This window comes from Burkholderia cepacia ATCC 25416 (assembly GCF_001411495.1).
GTDB lineage: Bacteria > Pseudomonadota > Gammaproteobacteria > Burkholderiales > Burkholderiaceae > Burkholderia > Burkholderia cepacia.
On sequence record NZ_CP012982.1, the window covers coordinates 3240859 to 3258065 of the forward strand.

11 protein-coding genes are annotated in these 17207 nt (G+C 69.0%); 2 read left to right on the forward strand and 9 right to left on the reverse strand.

Features of this window, described 5'->3' with window-relative positions:
• Window positions 1–7 precede the first annotated feature (7 nt).
• The 5 genes from tagF to tssJ are packed head-to-tail and all read right to left on the reverse strand — an operon-like array spanning window position 8 to window position 7581.
• On the reverse strand, window positions 8–703 hold the full coding sequence (gene tagF, locus APZ15_RS31675) for a type VI secretion system-associated protein TagF (protein ID WP_063623160.1): 696 nt from the start codon (window positions 701–703) through the stop codon (window positions 8–10).
• Entirely contained in the window at window positions 685–4314 is a 3630-nt protein-coding gene (gene tssM / locus APZ15_RS31680; RefSeq protein ID WP_027791612.1) for a type VI secretion system membrane subunit TssM, read from the reverse strand. The genes tagF and tssM overlap by 19 nt, the downstream gene beginning before the upstream one ends.
• Before the next feature lies 1 nt (window position 4315).
• Window positions 4316–5638, reverse strand: coding sequence for a DotU family type VI secretion system protein (locus APZ15_RS31685; RefSeq protein WP_027791611.1), 1323 nt, complete (start codon window positions 5636–5638; stop codon window positions 4316–4318).
• Between the two features lie 15 nt (window positions 5639–5653).
• A complete protein-coding gene (gene tssK, locus APZ15_RS31690; RefSeq protein WP_027791610.1) occupies window positions 5654–7069 on the reverse strand; it encodes a type VI secretion system baseplate subunit TssK in 1416 nt (471 codons plus the stop codon).
• Complete coding sequence (gene tssJ / locus APZ15_RS31695; protein ID WP_027791609.1) at window positions 7066–7581, reverse strand: type VI secretion system lipoprotein TssJ; 516 nt, start codon at window positions 7579–7581, stop codon at window positions 7066–7068. Before tssJ ends, tssK begins: the two co-directional genes overlap by 4 nt.
• A gap of 631 nt (window positions 7582–8212) precedes the next feature.
• Between tssJ and APZ15_RS31700 the strand changes: the two genes are divergently transcribed.
• Together APZ15_RS31700 and tagH are read left to right on the forward strand one after the other, a co-directional pair.
• Window positions 8213–8599, forward strand: a complete 387-nt coding sequence (locus tag APZ15_RS31700; RefSeq protein ID WP_027791608.1) for a TssQ family T6SS-associated lipoprotein — start codon at window positions 8213–8215, stop codon at window positions 8597–8599.
• Window positions 8600–8643: 44 nt separating this feature from the next.
• Window positions 8644–10086 carry a type VI secretion system-associated FHA domain protein TagH gene (gene tagH, locus APZ15_RS31705; RefSeq protein WP_027791607.1) on the forward strand — a complete coding sequence of 481 codons (1443 nt, stop codon included), beginning with the start codon at window positions 8644–8646 and terminating at the stop codon, window positions 10084–10086.
• A gap of 54 nt (window positions 10087–10140) precedes the next feature.
• Here tagH and APZ15_RS31710 read toward each other — a convergent pair whose 3' ends face one another.
• The 4 genes from APZ15_RS31710 to APZ15_RS31725 form a co-directional block, all read right to left on the reverse strand.
• Window positions 10141–11619 (reverse strand): sensor domain-containing diguanylate cyclase, encoded by a 1479-nt coding sequence (locus APZ15_RS31710; RefSeq protein ID WP_027791606.1) that lies wholly within the window; start codon window positions 11617–11619, stop codon window positions 10141–10143.
• 440 nt (window positions 11620–12059) lie between these two features.
• Window positions 12060–13505 (reverse strand): NAD-dependent succinate-semialdehyde dehydrogenase, encoded by a 1446-nt coding sequence (locus tag APZ15_RS31715; protein ID WP_027791605.1) that lies wholly within the window; start codon window positions 13503–13505, stop codon window positions 12060–12062.
• 152 nt (window positions 13506–13657) lie between these two features.
• Window positions 13658–14956, reverse strand: coding sequence for a c-type cytochrome (locus APZ15_RS31720; RefSeq protein ID WP_049096276.1), 1299 nt, complete (start codon window positions 14954–14956; stop codon window positions 13658–13660).
• Between the two features lie 15 nt (window positions 14957–14971).
• Entirely contained in the window at window positions 14972–17206 is a 2235-nt protein-coding gene (locus APZ15_RS31725) for a xanthine dehydrogenase family protein molybdopterin-binding subunit (RefSeq protein ID WP_027791603.1), read from the reverse strand.
• Between the last annotated feature and the right edge of the window lies 1 nt (window position 17207).

The window sequence follows — 17207 nt, forward strand, 5'->3', positions numbered from 1 at the left end:
CCGGCCGCTAACCGCCGCCGAACAGCGTCAGGAACAGCGCGTTGTCGGGCGTGCCCGTGTGCGCGTGCGTGCGCAGCGGCGATCCGTCCGCGCGGTTGGTCCACCAGAAGCTGGTGCCGCCGTGCGGGTCGAAGTAACCGGACAGCCCCGGCCACGCGGCCGGCGCCGGCCGCTCCGGCAGCGGCGCCGGCGTGCCGTCGACGATGTCCGCGTGCCTGTCGACGCCCGGCGCGAGCCGCACGCGTTCGAGCGTCCGCTCGAGATCGCCCGGCGCGCGGGCATGGCGGATCGCGTCGAGCAGCGCCTGTCCGACCTGCCAGTAGAACGCGTCGGCGGCGTCCGGCAGCCCGTTCCAGTAATCGGCCGCACGCATCGGCAGCGTGACGATCACCGGGTAGTAGCGCCCCACGCGGTCGCAGCTCGGCGCGAGGCAGCCCGGCTGCACGCACGACGCGCCGGCGCCCGCCGGGATCAGGAAATTCCAGACCGGCGCGACTGTGTAATGGCGCTCGATTTCGTCCGCGCCGCGCTGGCGCATCGCGGCCATCCCCTGCTGGAGCCAGCGCTCCCACCACAGCGCGAGCGCATGCGGCAGCCGGCTGTTCACGAAGTCGCCGGCGCCGGGAATCTTCCCGTACCAGGCCGGCGCATCGCCGTCGGTACGCGTGAACGGCGGTGTCGGGCTCATGGCTTCGGAGGGCATGTAAAGGACTCCATCTGGGGCAGCCTGAACGGGTTGCGGACACTGCCCGCATTCACTTGCAGCACGATCGGTTTGCCGTCGACCGTGAAGCGCGCAATCATCTGGTCGGAGCCGCGCCCGGCCGATACGGCCGCGCGGTCGAACAGCCGGTGCAGCGCCCACGGCCCGTCGGTCGAGAAGCCGTCGGTCGCGCCGGCCTGCCCCGACACCTGCAGCCGCACCTGGCTGCTGCCGCGCGGGCCCGGCCAGTCCACCGCGCTCTGCACGAGCGGGCCGTGCGCGTAGCGGACGATCTGCCCGTCGACGTCGAGCACCATCTCCGTGATCGACGGGTCCATTTCGAGCGGCTGGATCTGCACCTTCAGCTGCGCGGTGCGCGCACCGCCGCCGAAATAGGCGTCGCGGATCACCGCCGCCTTCTCGAACGACGCCAGCATCGCGGCGGCCGACGGATCGGCGTCCGCATTGCGGTTCGCGAAGCGCCACGGGTGCGACGTCGTATCGACGATCGACTGCAGGTTCTTCTGGAAGAAGTCGTCCATCAGGCCGCCGGGTGCGAACATCTGCGCGAAATCCGCCGGCGCGACGTCGCGCGACGATCCGCGCGCGAACGGATAGCGCCCCGCGATCGCCTGCCGGCAGAAGTCGCCGACGTTCGCGCCGGCCCGCGTCGCGACGCTGCGCTGCTCGACGGTCGCCACGCTGCCGTTCGCGACGTTCGACAGGTCGTCGAGCACGTCGCGGAACGGCGTCGGCAGGCGGCCGGCCTGCGCGCGCAGCTTCGCCGGCGCGTCGGACGGCGGCGGCTGCGCGCCGCTCCTCAATGCGTCGTCGGTGGCCGTCAGGTAGGTGTACAGCGCGTCGATCGACTTCAGCACGTCGTTGAACGCCTGGGCCTGGTCGCCGCTGCCCGGCGCGAACGCGCGCAACCCGGCGAAGTGGCTGTCGACGATCTGCTCGGCGCTCGCGGGCGCTGCTGCGGACGTGTTCGCATCGCTTCCCTTGCTCGCGAAGATCTGCGACAGCGAGCTGCGCGCCTCGTCGACCTTGTCCTGCGCGCGCGTGGCGAGATTGCGCGCCCCGCCCCCCGGTGCATCGCCGAGCGCCGTGTCGCGCGCGAGCGCGACCATCAGCCGCGTGAGCGGCGAATCGGCGGACGACAGCGCGCGTGCCACCTGGATGCTCTGCGCGAGCGTCGCGGTGCGCTGCAGCTTGATGTCGGCGAGATAGTCGTCCCAGATCTTCAGGTAGTCGTTCAGGTACAGCTGGCGGATATCGCGGGCCCACGCGGCCGCGTCGTTCGGCCCGGGAATCTCGGAGAGCCCGAGGTTCAGCACCCACACTTCCTCGCGCCCGTAGGCCTCGACCTCGCCGGCCAGGCGCGGCGCGAACACGTTGCGATAACCGTTGCGCGTATAGAGGCCCGGCACGCCTTCCGACAGCGGCTTGCCGCCCTGGCGGCGGAACACCAGCGACGCGTCGGGGCCGACCGCGCGCGCGACGCTGAAGTCGAACGCTGCGGTGGCCGGCCGCAGCGTCATTGTGAGCTGCCGGTACAGCCGCTGCGAGAACGGCACCTGCCGCAGCCGGTCGCGCACGTCGGCCACGAGCCGCTCGTTCATCGGATACGGCGACACCGCGACGCGGCCGCCGAACAGCGCGGCGAGATGCGCACGCAGCGCGGTGCGTTCGGCCGGCGAGAAATCGGGCGGCAGCGCGCGTTCCATTTCGAGATCGACGACGGCCTGCACGAACGCGGGATCGTAGTGCGCGCTGTCGTACAGCATCAGGTACGCCTTCAGCGCCGCATACGCGAATTCGGTCTCGTCGGGCCGCGCGTCGCGCAGCGCGGCCTCCATCCGGCTCGCGGCGATCGGCAGCAGCACGTCCTCGAGCGCGCGCCGGTACACGGCGTCGACGGCCTCGTCGATCTTCTCGCCCTGGAACAGCCCCCACCGGTACGCGAGCGGCGGATGCTGCAGGTCGACGCCACCGGTATTCGCGAGGCCGCCGAGCGCGTCGAGCACGGGCAGCAGGCGGGCGACGTCGGCCGCATCGGAGAATTTCGCGCCGGCAATCTGCGCGTCGACGGCCGGCACGCGCGCGCCGATCTGGTCGAGATACGCGCGATTGTTCGAATAGCTGCGCAGCCAGGCGACCAGCACGGCCACGCACACCAGCGCGAGCAGCACGTAGCCGGCGATCTGCAGCACGCGTCGTTTCTGATGCCAGCGCAGGTCGCTGCCGGCGAGCGACGCTTCGCGGAAGATGTGCTCCTGCAGCAGCGACTTCAGGAAGAAGCTGCGGCCGGTCGAGCCGACCTGCGCGACCGGCGGCACGCCCTCGATCTTCAGGAAGCGCTTGATGCCGCTCATCACGCGATCGAACGCGGTGCCCTCCTGCGTGCCGCTCGTCAGGTAGACGCCGCGCAGCATCGGCATCGGTTCGTAGCTCGACACGGAAAACACCTCGGCGACGAATTGGCCGAGCATGTCCTGCAGGTCCGCGATCTGCTGCGGCAGCAGGTACGTCATCTCGCGCTGGCGCGCGTCGGTCTGCGCGGCGAGCAGTTCGGGCAGCCCGTCGTTCAGCCGCTGGTGAAGCAGCCGGTATTCGCGGTCGAATGCCGCACGCAGGTCGAAACCCGGCGCCTCGCTCTGCGCGAGCGGGAACGTGAAACCCCACACCTGCGCGCATTCCGCGCGGCCGTAGTTGCCGAAATACTCGGCGAAGCCCGCGAGCAGGTCGGCCTTCGTCACGAGCAGGTACACGGGAAAGCGGATGCCGAGCTGCGCGCGCAGTTCGAGCAGCCGCTTGCGCAGCACCATCGCGTGCTGCGTGCGCTCGGCCTCCGACGCGCCGAGCAGGTCGGCCACGCTGATCGTCAGCATCGCGCCGTTCAGCGGCTGGCGCGTGCGGTATTTCTTCAGCAGGTCGACGAAGCCTTTCCACTCGGCCTCGTCGAGCGCACGGTTGCCCTCGTGTGTCGTATAGCGGCCGGCCGTATCGATCAGCACCGCGTCGTTCGTGAACCACCAGTCGCAATGTCGCGTGCCGCCCACGCCGCGAATCGCCGCGCGGCCGAACTGCTCGGCGAGCGGAAAACTGAGCCCGGAATTCACGAGCGCGGTGGTCTTGCCCGAGCCCGGCGCGCCGATGAACACGTACCACGGCAACTGGTACAGATACTGTCGCGACATCCGGTCGAACCAGCGCGGCAGGCCCTTGCGCACGGTGTCGGCCTGCCCGAAGCGGACCTTCTTCAGCAGCGTCGCGGCTTCGTCGAAGCGGCTGCGCAACTCGTCGAGCTGCGCTTTCGCCGGATCGTCGGCGGTGGCCGGCCCGGGCGCCGCTTCGCGCAGCTGGTTCAGCAACTGCGCGTTGAGCCGGCCGGCGCGCCAGCTGCGCCACGCGACGCGCGCGCCCCACGCGATGAACAGCACCGCGATCGTCAGCCCGCGCGCCCAGCCGCTTTCGAGCGGGCGGACCTCGGCGAACGCGAACAGCGGGCCCGCGAGCCACACGAAGCACGCGAGCACGACGAGACCGGCGAAGGTCCAGATCTCCCGCGACGGCAACGGCCGGACGAAACGCGCGACAGCCTGGTTCATGTCAGTTGGCCCCCTGCGTTGCGCTCGCGCCGGCGGCGGCACTGCCGGGCGCCGGCAGCAGCGTGATCTCGACGCGCCGGTTCAGCGCGCGATTCGCGGGCGAATCGTTCGGTGCGACCGGGTCGAGCGTGCCGCGCCCTTCCGCCGCGAGCCGTTCCGGATGATCGAGCCGCGCGGCGATCATGCCGCGCACGGCTTCCGCGCGTTCGCGCGACAGGTCCCAGTTCGACGCGAAGCGCGCCGTATGCACGGGCGTGTCGTCCGTATAACCGGTCACGCGCACGTTGCCGGGCACCTTGTCCAGCGCGTCGGCCACACGGGCGAGCACCGGCACGTAGCGATCGATCACCGACGTCGAACCCGACTTGAACAACCCGTCGCCGCGCAGCACGATCACGCTGCGATCGGCGGCGTCGCGCACCGACACGAGGCCGGCCGCGATCTCCGGTTCCAGGAACTTCGCGATGCGCGGGGCCGGTGCCGGGCGCGGCGGCGCCTGCGCGGGCTGCAGCTTCGGCACGTGCAGCGCGTCGATCGACGCGAACAGCCGGTCCGAATGCCCGGCGAGCGCGATCCGCAGCCCGACGAACACGCCGAAGCCGATCAGCAGCGCGAGCGCCACGCACACCCACAGCGGCACGACGAACCGGCGCGCGACATCGCGCGTGACGACGTCGCGCCAGTGCGGCGACAGCGCCGGCTCGAATTCGCCGCGCACCGAGCGGATCGTGAGCGCGAGCTGGTGGCGCAGCGCGTCGAGCTGCGCATGGCCGTTGTCGAGCACGCGATAACGGCCCTCGAAGCCGAGCGCGAGACAGAAATACAGCAGCTCGAGCAGGTCGAGATGCTGGCGCGGCTGCTGCGACAGGCGTTCGAGCAGGTGGAAGAATTTCTCGCCGCCCCAGGTCTCGTTGTGAAACGACACGAGCAGGCTGTGCGACGACCACACGCTGCCGCCCCACGGCGTCAGCGCGGCCGCCTCGTCGAGCGCCGTGCACAGGCAGTAGCGCGCGCCGATGATCGCTTCCGACGGCACGCCGGCCTCCTGCGCGCGCGCCTCGAACTGCCGGATCTCGACGACGAGATGCTCGCGCAGCCACGCGGGATTCGGGTGATGGACGGTCGAACGGATCTGCGGCACGAGGTTGAGCAGCGGATTGGCGGCCGCGACGAGCGGGTTCGTGCCGCTCGCGGCCCAGCGCCCGGGGCGCGGCTGCGTCGCGGTCGGGCCGGCCGCCCCCGCCGCGGCCGGATGCATGCCGCCCGGATTCGGCGGCACGAATCCGCCTGCGCCGGGGGAGATCGAATCGGAGGAGGAATTCATCGCGTCGCCCCGCCCTCACCCGCGTATCGCCCAGAACTCCATCGAGAGTCCAGGGAATTCGCCGGCGAAATGAAAAGCGAGACCGCCGGAGCGCGCCAGCTGCTTCCACAGGTCGCTGCCCCTGTCGATCTCGAAGTACGTATGGCCCGCGTGATACGGGATCTGCCGCGGCGCGACCGGCAACTGGCGCATCGTGATGCCCGGCAGTTGCAGTTGCACGAGATCGCGGATCCGCTCGACCGGCCCGAGCTTGGCCTGCGCGGGAAAACGCGCGCGCAGGCTGTCGGCCGGTACGTCCGCGCGCACCGCGAGCACGAAGCCGGCCGTGTCGCGCAGCACCGGGTCGGCCAGCGTCGCGACGCGGATGCCGTTGCCCGCATCGCGCAGCTCGATCTGGATCGCGTTTTGCTCGAGCACCGTCGACAGCGACCGCCGCAGTTCGGTCATCAGTTCCGCGAAGCTCGTGCGCAGGTCGTCGTGCACGTAGACGGCGAGCGACTGCGGGCGCCGGCCGGCCGCCGTGAACGTGCTCAGGTCGCACGCGAGCTTCAGCCAGTCGCAGAACAGCGCCTCCGGATGCGTCGACACGTGCTGCTGCGCATGCCAGGTCAGCGCGAGATAGCGGTTCACGAGCTGCAGCAGCAGGAAGTCCGCGACTTCCGACACGCCGCCGCGCCCGGGCTCCGACAGCCGTTCCGCGAGCGCTTCGCTGCGTTGCGTGAGCAGCCCGTGCAGCTCGCGCGCGTAGGCCAGCAGCACGGCGTCGTGCTGCGCGACGAGGCGCGGCGGGATGTAGCCGTCGTCGACGAGCAGCCGCGCATCGGTGCGCCGCTCGACGATCCGGGCGACGCCGAGTGCGTGCCAGTCGCCGGTCAGTTCGGCTTCGAGCATCAGCCGCACGTTCAGGCGCCCCGTCTGCAGCAGTGCGGGACCGAGCGCGACCGCGTTCGCGTCGGCCACTTCGTATTCGCGCACGACGTAGCGCGCGACATCGGCGCCGCCGTTCGTGCCGCTCGTACCGTTCGAGCCGCTCGCGGCATGGCCTCCGCCTGCACCGAACGACACCTCCTCGCCGCCGCCGCGCCACAACGGCAGCGCGAGCACGACGAGCTGGTCCTTTGCGTCGGCCGGCACGTCGAGCGGTTCGGGAAGATCGTCCGGATGGGACAGGTCGAACGGCGTGCCGTCGCGCATCACGCCCGACGCGGTGCGCAGCGCGACCTTGCCGAGCGCCAGTTGCTCGCGGTCGAGCTCCAGCGTGTCGAAGCCCCAGAAGAAGCCTTGCAGCGGGAGGCAGCGCAGCGCGACGTAGCGTTCCCAGTGCCGTTCGAGCTGCTGGAAATGCTGCGGCCGCAGGAACATCCCCTCGGTCCACACCACCCGCTGGCGGAGCGCCGCGACCGGTGTCGCGGACATCGTCGGTTCGGTCATGGGCGCCCCTTCGCATCGTTCAGCGCGAGGCCGCCGTTGCGCACCGCGATCGACAGCTTCAGCTCGCCCGGCGACGTCTGCCAGAACTTGTAGAGATTGAGCTGCTTCGCGCGCGGCAGCGGCACCGTCAGCCGCCAGCGGTTCTTTTCGAGCATCCGGTATTCGGCGACCACGCCGATCGCGCCGGCCTCGACGTTGCCGCGATAGTGCAGCGTGCGCGACTCGCCCGGCCGCAGGATCACGCGATCGGTGCCGAGCAGGTCCGTGCCGAGCACGTTCTCCGGCTTGTCCTGCAGCGAGAAGAAATCCGCGCTGTCGAACGACGATGCCGCGCGAAGCTGGAACACCTTCAGCACGATCGGCGCAGGCTTGCGGTTCGGGTCAGGGTTGACGTCGGGTGCAACGTCGACCGTGATCGCATACGGCACCGCCGCGGCGTGCTCCGTCGCGCCGCATCCCGGCAACAGCATCACGCATCCCCATACGATGAAACTGCTCGACCGCCATTGCATATTCCACCCTCGCCACCCAATAGCCGTTCGCCGGTTTTCGACCGCGAAACCGGTTGATCCGATTGAAAAAGGGACAATTAATTGATCGGTAATTGTGTAATCCGTATATCCATCTATCGCAATCCGCATCGGCAAATTGTTCTTGTAAAAAGCCGGGTCATATCATTCATGGATTTTGAAAGTCGATTTGGCGAGATGGTGGTCAATTGAGAATTGGGGTTGATGAATTAATGGCAAAAATCAATCCGACCGGTTCGCCGTCGCGGCCCGGTTCTGTGGCGTGGACACCTGTCGGATGGGCTCGGGCGCAAGCCGGCCGGCCACCGGGCAACGAACGCTCGCGGCGCTGACGGTGTGCCAGGCTATTCGTTTCGCACGAACGGACGGCCCGTTTTTTCGTGCATTGACGTGCGCTGACCAAACAACTGACGAATCCGAAAAACACAGCGAACTATAGGCCGTTTTTCCGGATTCACAAGCACTGAAATTCGTAGTCGATTCTGTATTCAGGTGGAAATGGAATGGCGAAATGAAACAAAACGTAACAGGCGATTCGGCGCCGATGATTGGCACTAGAATCCAACAGCGCTTGTGTGGCACCTTCCAATTACACCAATTCTTAATTTCAATAATGAAAGGTCGTTCATCGCTCGTTCTTTTCCTCGGCGCATTGTTGCTGGGGGCCGGCGGGTGCAGTACGTCCCCGACCCAGTCGGCTGCACGCGCGACGGTCGACAGCGCGCGCGCCGCGTACGACAGCGGCGACTACGGGCGCACGATCGCGCTGCTGAGCCACGCGAAGGAAATCGACGGCGCCGACACCGACACGCAGGTTGCCGCGCACAAGCTCCTCGCGTTCAGCTATTGCGTGACGAACCGCATCACGCCGTGCCGCGCCGAGTTCTCGAAAATTCTCGACCTCAACCCGCGCTTCGACTTGTCCCCTGCGGAGAAGGGACATCCGATCTGGGGGCCTGCGTTCGAATTCGCGCGCCGCAGGCATGCGTCGTCGTCCTGAACGAACCGGCCTGCGCGCGAGCACTTCACCGAGCGACGTATGACATGCAACTGATCGTGATCGAACATGCCGGCGAGCCGGTCGAAAACGACTCCTACGACGCCGTCGTGTTTCATCCGCCGGGCGGCACCATCGGCCGGGCCAGCGACAACCATCTCGTGTTGCGCGACGACACGCGGCAGATTTCGCGGCTTCAGGCGCTGCTGCAGGTGGGCGACGACGCCTGCCTGCTGAAGAACCTGAGCAGCGTCTCGACGATCGAGGTGAACCGCGAGCCGGTCGGTTATGCGCAGGAGCGCGCGCTCAACACCGGCGACATCATTCGCATCGGGCCGTACGTGCTGCGCGCCGATCGTGACGACGGCGGCGACGGCGTCGATGGTGGCCATGCACCGGTCATCGACATGGAGACCGATTCCGGCACGCGTGTCGATATGCCGGCGCAAGCGCAGGCCCGGGCGGCAGCGGCGCCCGCGCAACCGTCGTCATCGCGTGTCGATACGAAAGGCGCCGGCAACCGGCTGTGGGGGCTCCTCCAGGATCGTCTCGCGCCGCGCGGCAAGGCGGCGGACGCCGCTACGCGGCCAGGCGGCCCCGCAGGTGCGGGCGCGGCGCAGCAGGCCGCACCGCCCGCGCCTTCGCAGCGCGACCTGCACCAGCTGTCGACCGATCCGCTCGACCTGTTCGCGCAGTCGTCGGGCGACCTCGGCGCAGCGGGCACGGCGGCGCACGCCGATCGCGGCAACGCGGCTCGCGACGCATCATCCGCGACGCAGGCGGATCACGCGCCCGAGTGGGCGCAGCACGTGCGCGTGCAACCGGCCGCCGCGCACACCGATACGCGGCCGGCCGACGAACCGTCGCCGCATGCGGCGCGCGCGCCGACCCCCGACGAACTGCTGAGCGCGTTCTTCGAAGGCGCGGGGCTCGACACCGCGGCCGAATCGCATCAGTGGTCGGCCGAGCAGCTGTACATCGCGGGCCAGTTGCTGGCGCTGTTCGCGAACGGCACGGTCGAGCTGCTGTCGTCGCGCAGCATCCTGAAGCGCGAGGTGAAGGCGCACATGACGATGCTGCTCGATCGCGAGAACAATCCGCTGAAGCTGCTGCCCGACGGCGGCGCCGTGCTGCGGCAGATGTTCGGGCTGCCGCTGCCGGGTTTCATGTCGCCGCAGAGCGCGGTCAGCGACGCGTTCCAGGATCTGCACGCGCACCAGATCGGCATGGTCGCCGGCATGCGCGCGGCGTTGATGGACCTGCTGACGCGCTTTTCACCGCAGCGCCTGCGCGAGCGCGACGACGCGATGCGCTGGTACGAGAAGCGCGTGCCCGTGCTGTACAAGGCGAGGATGTGGGATCGCTACGCGGCGACTCATCGCGACACGGTGTTCGCGATCGAGGACGATTTCGCGTCGGTGTTCGGCAAGGCGTTTCTGGCGGCGTATGACGCGGAAGTGGAAAGCTATCGCGGCAGCGGCCGGCATTGAGCGTCGTACCGCGCGCCCGCCACCGGTCGCGGGCGATGGGTGCCGGCGGAGGCGTCAGGTGGCCGCACCACACGACGCGACCTTGTTTCGCCCCGTTTCCTTCGCGACGTACAACGCCTCGTCGGCTGCCTTGATCACCGACTCGACCTCCCCTTCCTGCCCGGGCGCCCAGCTTGCCACGCCGATGCTCGCGGTGACGCGCCCGAATTCGCTTTCCGCATGTTCGATCGCCAGTCCGTCGATGGCAGCACGAATCCTTTCGGCGATCTCCGTCGCACCCGTCGCCGGCGTATCGGGCAGGATCACGACGAACTCCTCGCCGCCATAGCGGGCCGCGGTGTCCGCCGGGCGCCGGATGTTGTCGCCGATGCACCGTGCGACCGCCGCCAGCGCGTCGTCGCCGGCCTGGTGGCCATACGTGTCGTTGTAGGCCTTGAAGCGATCGACGTCGACGAACAGCAGCGAAAACACCGATCGGGCACGGCGCGCGCGGCGCCATTCGAGATCCAGCACCTCCCCGAACGAGCGGCGATTGTTGAGCCCGGTGAGGCCGTCGGTGCGCGCGAGCATGACCAGCTCGGATTCGGCGCGCATCCTGCGCCGCAGCTGCGAGCCCAGCATGAAGGACAGCACGATGAACGCCGCGCCGAAGGTGGCGACCAGCGCGCCGATCGTGATGGCCCGGTGCCGCCACGCGGCGTAGATGTCCTGCTCCGCCTCGGCGACCATGATGATCAGCGGCAGGTGCGGCAGCGTCTTGAAGTAGTACAGGCGGCGCACGTTGTCGATCGTCGAGGTCTCGACGAACGAGCCTTCCGGTGCCGTCATGAAGTGGCGAAACGTCGGCGCCTTGCTGATGTCGCGACCGATGGTGCGCACGTCGAACGGCTGGCGCATGAACATGATGCCGTTCGTGCCGATCAGCGAAATCGCGCCGTGCGAGCCGAGCGCGAGGCCGGCGAACAGCGTGTGGAAATACTCGAGATTGACCGCGATCATTGCAATGCCGGCGAACGAGCCGTCCGGGTTCGACACGCGGCGCGTCAGCGCGACGCTGAGCGAGCCGCCGCGCAGGCGGGACGCAAAGGGATCGCTGATGTAAAGCCCGGCGTCCGGATTGTCGCGGTGCACCGTAAAGTACTTGCGGTCGCCGAAATTGCCGTGGCGCGGCACGTCGTTCGCCGAATCCAGGATGATGTTGCCGGCGGAATCCAGCACGAGCATCGAGCCGAGAAAATTCGCCGTCATCGCGTGATCGAACAGGATGCCGCGCCGCAGGGCCGGCGGGGCGGCCATGACGTCCGGCCGCCGGAGGCCCTGGATCACCGCCTCGAGCGACAGGCCGTACAGCTCGATGTTGCGTTCGATGTCGCGCTCGGCGACGAGCGCCAGATTTCGCGACGTCTCTCGCGCGCGATCGAGCGCATCGTGACGGCTCTGGAACAACTGCAACACGCAGAGGCCCATCAGCGCGCACGCTATCAAGGTCCCCGCCAGCACAACGTAGTACGGCGCTGCCGACCGCGGATGCATCCGTGTCCTCTCAGATTGGCCCGGCGCTGACGCACCGGTCGTTATGGTTTGTTCTGAATAACCTATACCAAAAAGTACGACTTCCGGGTACGAGGTGCAGTCCTGACTTGCCGGGTTGCGTACGACGTGACCTGAGCGGTGTCGGGCGGATCGTGTTCCGCTCGGGCCGGCACCGGGTGCCGGCGCTCATTCACCGAGGGGCGTCGCGTGGTGTGGCGTGTGGTGCTGCCGATGACGGAATCGAAACAATCCGTCCGCAGTGGTACGCGTATTGAAATTGCCGTCAGGTTGCCATGCGAATGCACGGCCGGCGGGAAAGTCGGCGGGAGACCGGGCGTGCCGTTGCGCAGTGCGCAACGCGCGTGCCGCCCGGCCCGCGCCGATCGCGCGCGCCACGCCGGCGGCGCTGCGCACGCGATCGGTCGGCGGTCAGACGGTCGTCAGACGGCCATCACCGTCACCGACTTCGTGACGAGGTACGGTTCGAGCGCTTCCGGCCCGCCTTCCGAGCCGTAGCCCGAGTCCTTCACGCCGCCGAACGGCATTTCCGGCCACGGCGTCGCGGGCTGGTTGATCCACAGCATCCCGACTTCGAGGCGCTGCGTGAGCAGGTGCACGTTCGCGAACGAACGCGTGAACGCGTAGCCGGCGAGCCCGAACGGCAGACGGTTCGCTTCCGCGATCGCGTCTTCGAGCTTGTCGAAACCGCGGATCGCCGCGACCGGGCCGAACGGCTCGTTGTTGAACACGTCCGCTTCGAGCGGCACGTCCGCGATCACGGTCGGCGCGAAGAAGTTGCCTTCCGAGCCGATCCGCTCGCCGCCGGTTTCGATGCGCGCGCCGACCTTGCGCGCGTTGTCGACGACGGATGCCATCGCGGTGAGCCGGCGCGGGTTCGCGAGCGCACCGAGCGTCGTGCCTTCCTCGAGGCCGTTGCCGACCTTCAGCCCTTCGGCATGCTTGACCAGCGCGCGCGTGAATTCGTCGCGGATGCTGTTGTGCACGAGAAAGCGCGTCGGCGAAATGCAGACCTGCCCCGCGTTGCGGAACTTCGCGCCGCCGGCGGCCTTCACCGCGAGCGCGACGTCGGCGTCCTCGGCGACGATCACCGGCGCGTGACCGCCCAGCTCCATCGTCGCGCGCTTCATGTGCAGGCCGGCCAACGAGGCGAGCTGCTTGCCGACCGGCGTCGAACCCGTGAACGTGACCTTGCGGATCACCGGGTGCGGGATCAGGTACGACGAGATTTCCGCCGGATCGCCGTACACGAGGCCGATCACGCCGGACGGCACACCTGCATCGACGAACGCGCGCAGCAGCGCGGCCGGCGACGCCGGGGTTTCTTCCGGCGCCTTCACGAGGAACGAGCAGCCGGTCGCCAGCGCGGCGCTCAGCTTGCGCACGACCTGGTTGACCGGGAAATTCCACGGCGTGAACGCGGCGACCGGGCCGACCGGCTCCTTCACGACGGTCTGCTGCGCGCCGAGGTTGCGCGGCGGCACGATCCGGCCGTACACGCGGCGGCCTTCGTCCGCGAACCATTCGATGATGTCCGCCGCCGACAGCACTTCGACGCGCGCCTCGGTGAGCGGCTTGCCCTGCTCCTGCGTCATCAGCTGCGCGATCGCGTCGGCACGTTCGCGCACCAGCGCGGCCGCCTTGCGCATCGTCGCCGCGCGCTCGTGCGCGGGCACCTTGCGCCACGCCTCGAAGCCGCGTTGCGCGGCGGCGAGCGCGCGGTCGAGATCGGCGATGCCCGCGTGGGCGACCTTGCCGATCGGCTTGCCGGTCGCCGGGTTCACGACGTCGATCGTCTTGCCGCTCGCGGCGTCGACCCATTCGCCGTCGATCAGCAGTTGCGTATCCGTATAAGTCACGTTAGCCATCCAGACACCCCTACATTGCGTCGATAAACGCGCGCTGCCGCGAACGGCCGCGCGCCGGTTGACAGAAAAAGCCAGGCCGCCGGGGCAGGCACGCACCCGGCGGCGTCGACGGCAGGCACGCCGGCCCGCCATCGTTCCGCATGGCGCCGCGCTCAGCGCGCGGCCGCCGTCGCCTTGCGGAGTTTCGCGACGTCCGCCGCCTGCACGGCCGGCGCGCCGTTGTTCCAGCCGGCGCGCATGAAGGTCAGCACGTCGGCGATCTGCCGGTCGTTCAACTGGTTCGAGAACGCCGGCATCGGATACGCGGACGGCACGCCATCGATCACGAGCGTCTCGCTGCCGTTCAGCGTCACGTTGATCAGCGACGCGGCATCGCCTTCGAGGACGTTCGGGTTGCCGGCGAGCGGCGCGAGCAGCGGCGCGTAGCCGCGCCCGTCCGCGCCGTGGCAATGCAGGCAGTAAGCGTTATACACCTTCGCGCCCGGATCGGCTGCCGGCCGGCCCAGCGCGACCTGCGTCGCCTTCGGATCGTAGCGGTACGGCGGCGCGCCCGTGCCGCCTGCCGCCGGCAGCGATTTCAGGTAACGGGAGATGGCCGCCAGATCGTCGTCCGTGAGGGCCTGCGTGCTGTGGTTGATCACGCTGACCATCGAACCGAACGCGGTCGCATGGCGGTTCGCGCCGGTCTTCAGGAACTGCGCGACCTCGGCCTCGTTCCAGCGGCCGAGCCCCGTGTTGGGCTCGCCGGTCAGGTTCGAGGCGAACCAGTTGTCGATCGGCGCCCCCGACAGGAACGCCGCGCCGCCTTCGTCGAGCGCCTTCTCCTGGAAGCCGACGCCGCGCGGCGTGTGGCACGACCCGCAGTGCCCGAGCCCCTGCACGAGGTACGCGCCGCGGTTCCACATCGCGTCCTTGGCCGGCTTGTCCGCGTAAGGCGTCGTGTCGAGGAACACCATGTTCCACAACGCGAGCGGCCAGCGCATGTTGAGCGGCCACGGGATGTCGGACGGCCGGTTCGCCTGCTTCACCGGTTCGACGCCGTGCATGAAGTACGCGTACAGCGCCTTCACGTCCTCGTCCTTCAGCTTCGCGTACGACGGATACGGCATCGCCGGATACAGGTTGTGACCGTCCTTCGCGATGCCCTTGCGCAGCGCGCCGGCGAACTCGGCTTCCGTGTAGCCGCCGATGCCCGTTTCCGGATCGGGCGTGATGTTGGTCGTGTAGATCGCGCCCATCGGCGTGACCATCTTCAGGCCGCCGGCGAACGGCGTGCCGCGCGGCGCGGTGTGGCACGCGACGCAGTCGCCCGCTTTCGCGAGGTACGCGCCGCGCGCGACGAGCGCGCTGTCGGCCGGTGCCGTCTGCGCGGCCTGCGCGGCCGGGCCGGCCAGCATGGCGGACAGCGCGAGCAGCGATGCACGGAACGTATTCAGGGTGAGGTTTCGCATGATCGTCGCCTCCCCTCATGCTGTCTTCAGCTGGTCGCCGACCGGCAGCTTGCGCAGCCGCTTGCCGGTCGCCGCGAAGATCGCGTTCGACAATGCCGCGGCCGTCGCGGCCGTGCCCGGTTCGCCGATCCCGCCCGGCGCTTCGCCGCTTTTCACCAGATGCACCTCGATCGGCGGTGTCTCGTTGATCCGCAGCATCCGGTAATCGGTGAAATTGCTCTGCACGACACGGCCGTCCTCGATCGTGATCTCGCCGTACAGCGCGCCGGTGATCCCGAAGATGATGCCGCCCTGCACTTGTGCCTCGATCGTGTTCGGGTTGACGGACATGCCGCAATCGACCGCGCACACGACGCGCTTGACCTGCACCTCGCCGTTATCCACCGCGACGTCGATGACGATCGAGAAGAAGCTGCCGAACGCGTGCATCACGGATACGCCGCGCCCTTGCCCCGTCGGCAGCGACGGGCCCCAGCCGGCCGCCTTCGTCGCGACGTCGAGCACGTTGAGCGCGCGCGGCGTCTTGCCGAGCAGCGCGCGGCGGTATTGCACGGGGTCGGTCTTGGTCTGCGCGGCCAGTTCGTCGATGAAGCTCTCGACGACGAACGTGCTGCGCGTCGGCCCGACGCCGCGCCAGAACGCGGTCGGTACGTGGCGCGGCTCCTGGCGCACGTAGTCGATCAGCTGGTTCGGCAGGTCGTACGGCAGGTCGGTGGCCACCTCGACCGCGTCGGGATCGACGCCGTGCTGGAACGCGGGCGGCGCGAAGCGCGCGAGGATCGACGAGCCGACGATCCGGTGCTGCCACGCGATCGGCTTGCCGTTCGCGTCGAGGCCGGCCGAGATCCGGTCGTAGTAGTACGGGCGGTACATGTCGTGCTGGATGTCTTCCTCGCGCGTCCAGATCACCTTCACCGGCGCGTTGACCTGCTTCGCGATCTTCACAGCCTGGCCGATCATGTCCGTCTCGAGTCGCCGGCCGAAGCCGCCGCCGAGCAGGTGGTTGTGCACGACGATCCTCTCCGGCGGAAAGCTCGTGAGCTTCTGCACGGTGTCGACCGCCCGCGTCGGCACCTGGGTGCCGACCCAGATCTCGCAGCCGTCGGCGCGCACGTGCACCGTGCAGTTCACGGGCTCCATCGTCGCGTGCGCGAGGAGCGGTTGCTCGTACACGGCGTCGATGCGTGTCTTCGCATCCGCGAAACCCTTGCCGACGTCGCCGTCCTTGCGTGCGACGGCACCCTTGCCGTTCGCCGCGGCCTGCGCGAGATCGGCGACGATGTCCTTCGTCGATACCTTCGCGCCCGCGCCTTCGTTCCACTTCACGACCAGCGCCGATGCGCCGCGCTTCGCGGCCCAGGTGTGATCGCCGACGACCGCGACCGCGTTGTCCGCGCGCACGACCTGGCGCACGCCCGGAATCTTCTTCGCGGCGGTATCGTCGATGCTCGCGACCGTACCGCCGAACACCGGGCTGTTCACGATCACCGCGTACAGCATGCCGGGCAGCCGCACGTCGAGCCCGAACTGCGCGGTGCCGTCGACCTTCTCCGGCGAATCGAGCCGCTTCGCGGGCGTGCCGATCAGCTTGAAATCCGCCGGCTTCTTCAGCGCGACGTCCTTCGGCACCGGCAGCTTCGCGGCGGCGTCGGCGAGCTGGCCGTACGACACGCGCCGGCCGCTCGGCGGATGCTGCACTTCGCCGTTCACCGCACGGCAGGATGCCGGATCGACGTTCCATTGCTTCGCGGCGGCCGCGACCAGCAGCGTGCGCGCGGTCGCGCCCGCGCGGCGCAGCGGCTCCCATGCGTAGCGTACCGACGTCGAGCCGCCGGTGAGCTGGCCGCCGAGCAGCGGATCGAGAAAGAGCTTCTCGTTCGGCGGCGCATGGTCGAGCGTCACGCTCGACAGCGGCACTTCGAGTTCCTCGGCGATCAGCATCGGCAGCGCCGTGTAGACGCCCTGCCCCATCTCGACTTTCGGCATCACCAGCGTGACCTTGCCGGCGCGGTCGATCTGCACGAACGCGTTCGGTGCGAACACGCCTGCGCGCGCGGTTTCATCGCCGTCGCCACCGATCACCGAACGGCGCGCATCGTCGCCTGCCGCCGGCAGGCTGAAACCGAGCAGCAGGCCACCGCCCGCCGCCGCGCCCAGCGACATGCCGAGCTTGAGGAACGAGCGGCGCGACACGCCCGCGCCGGCGGCTTGTCCAGCGACCTTGCCTGCTTCGATCAGTCCTCGCGACATG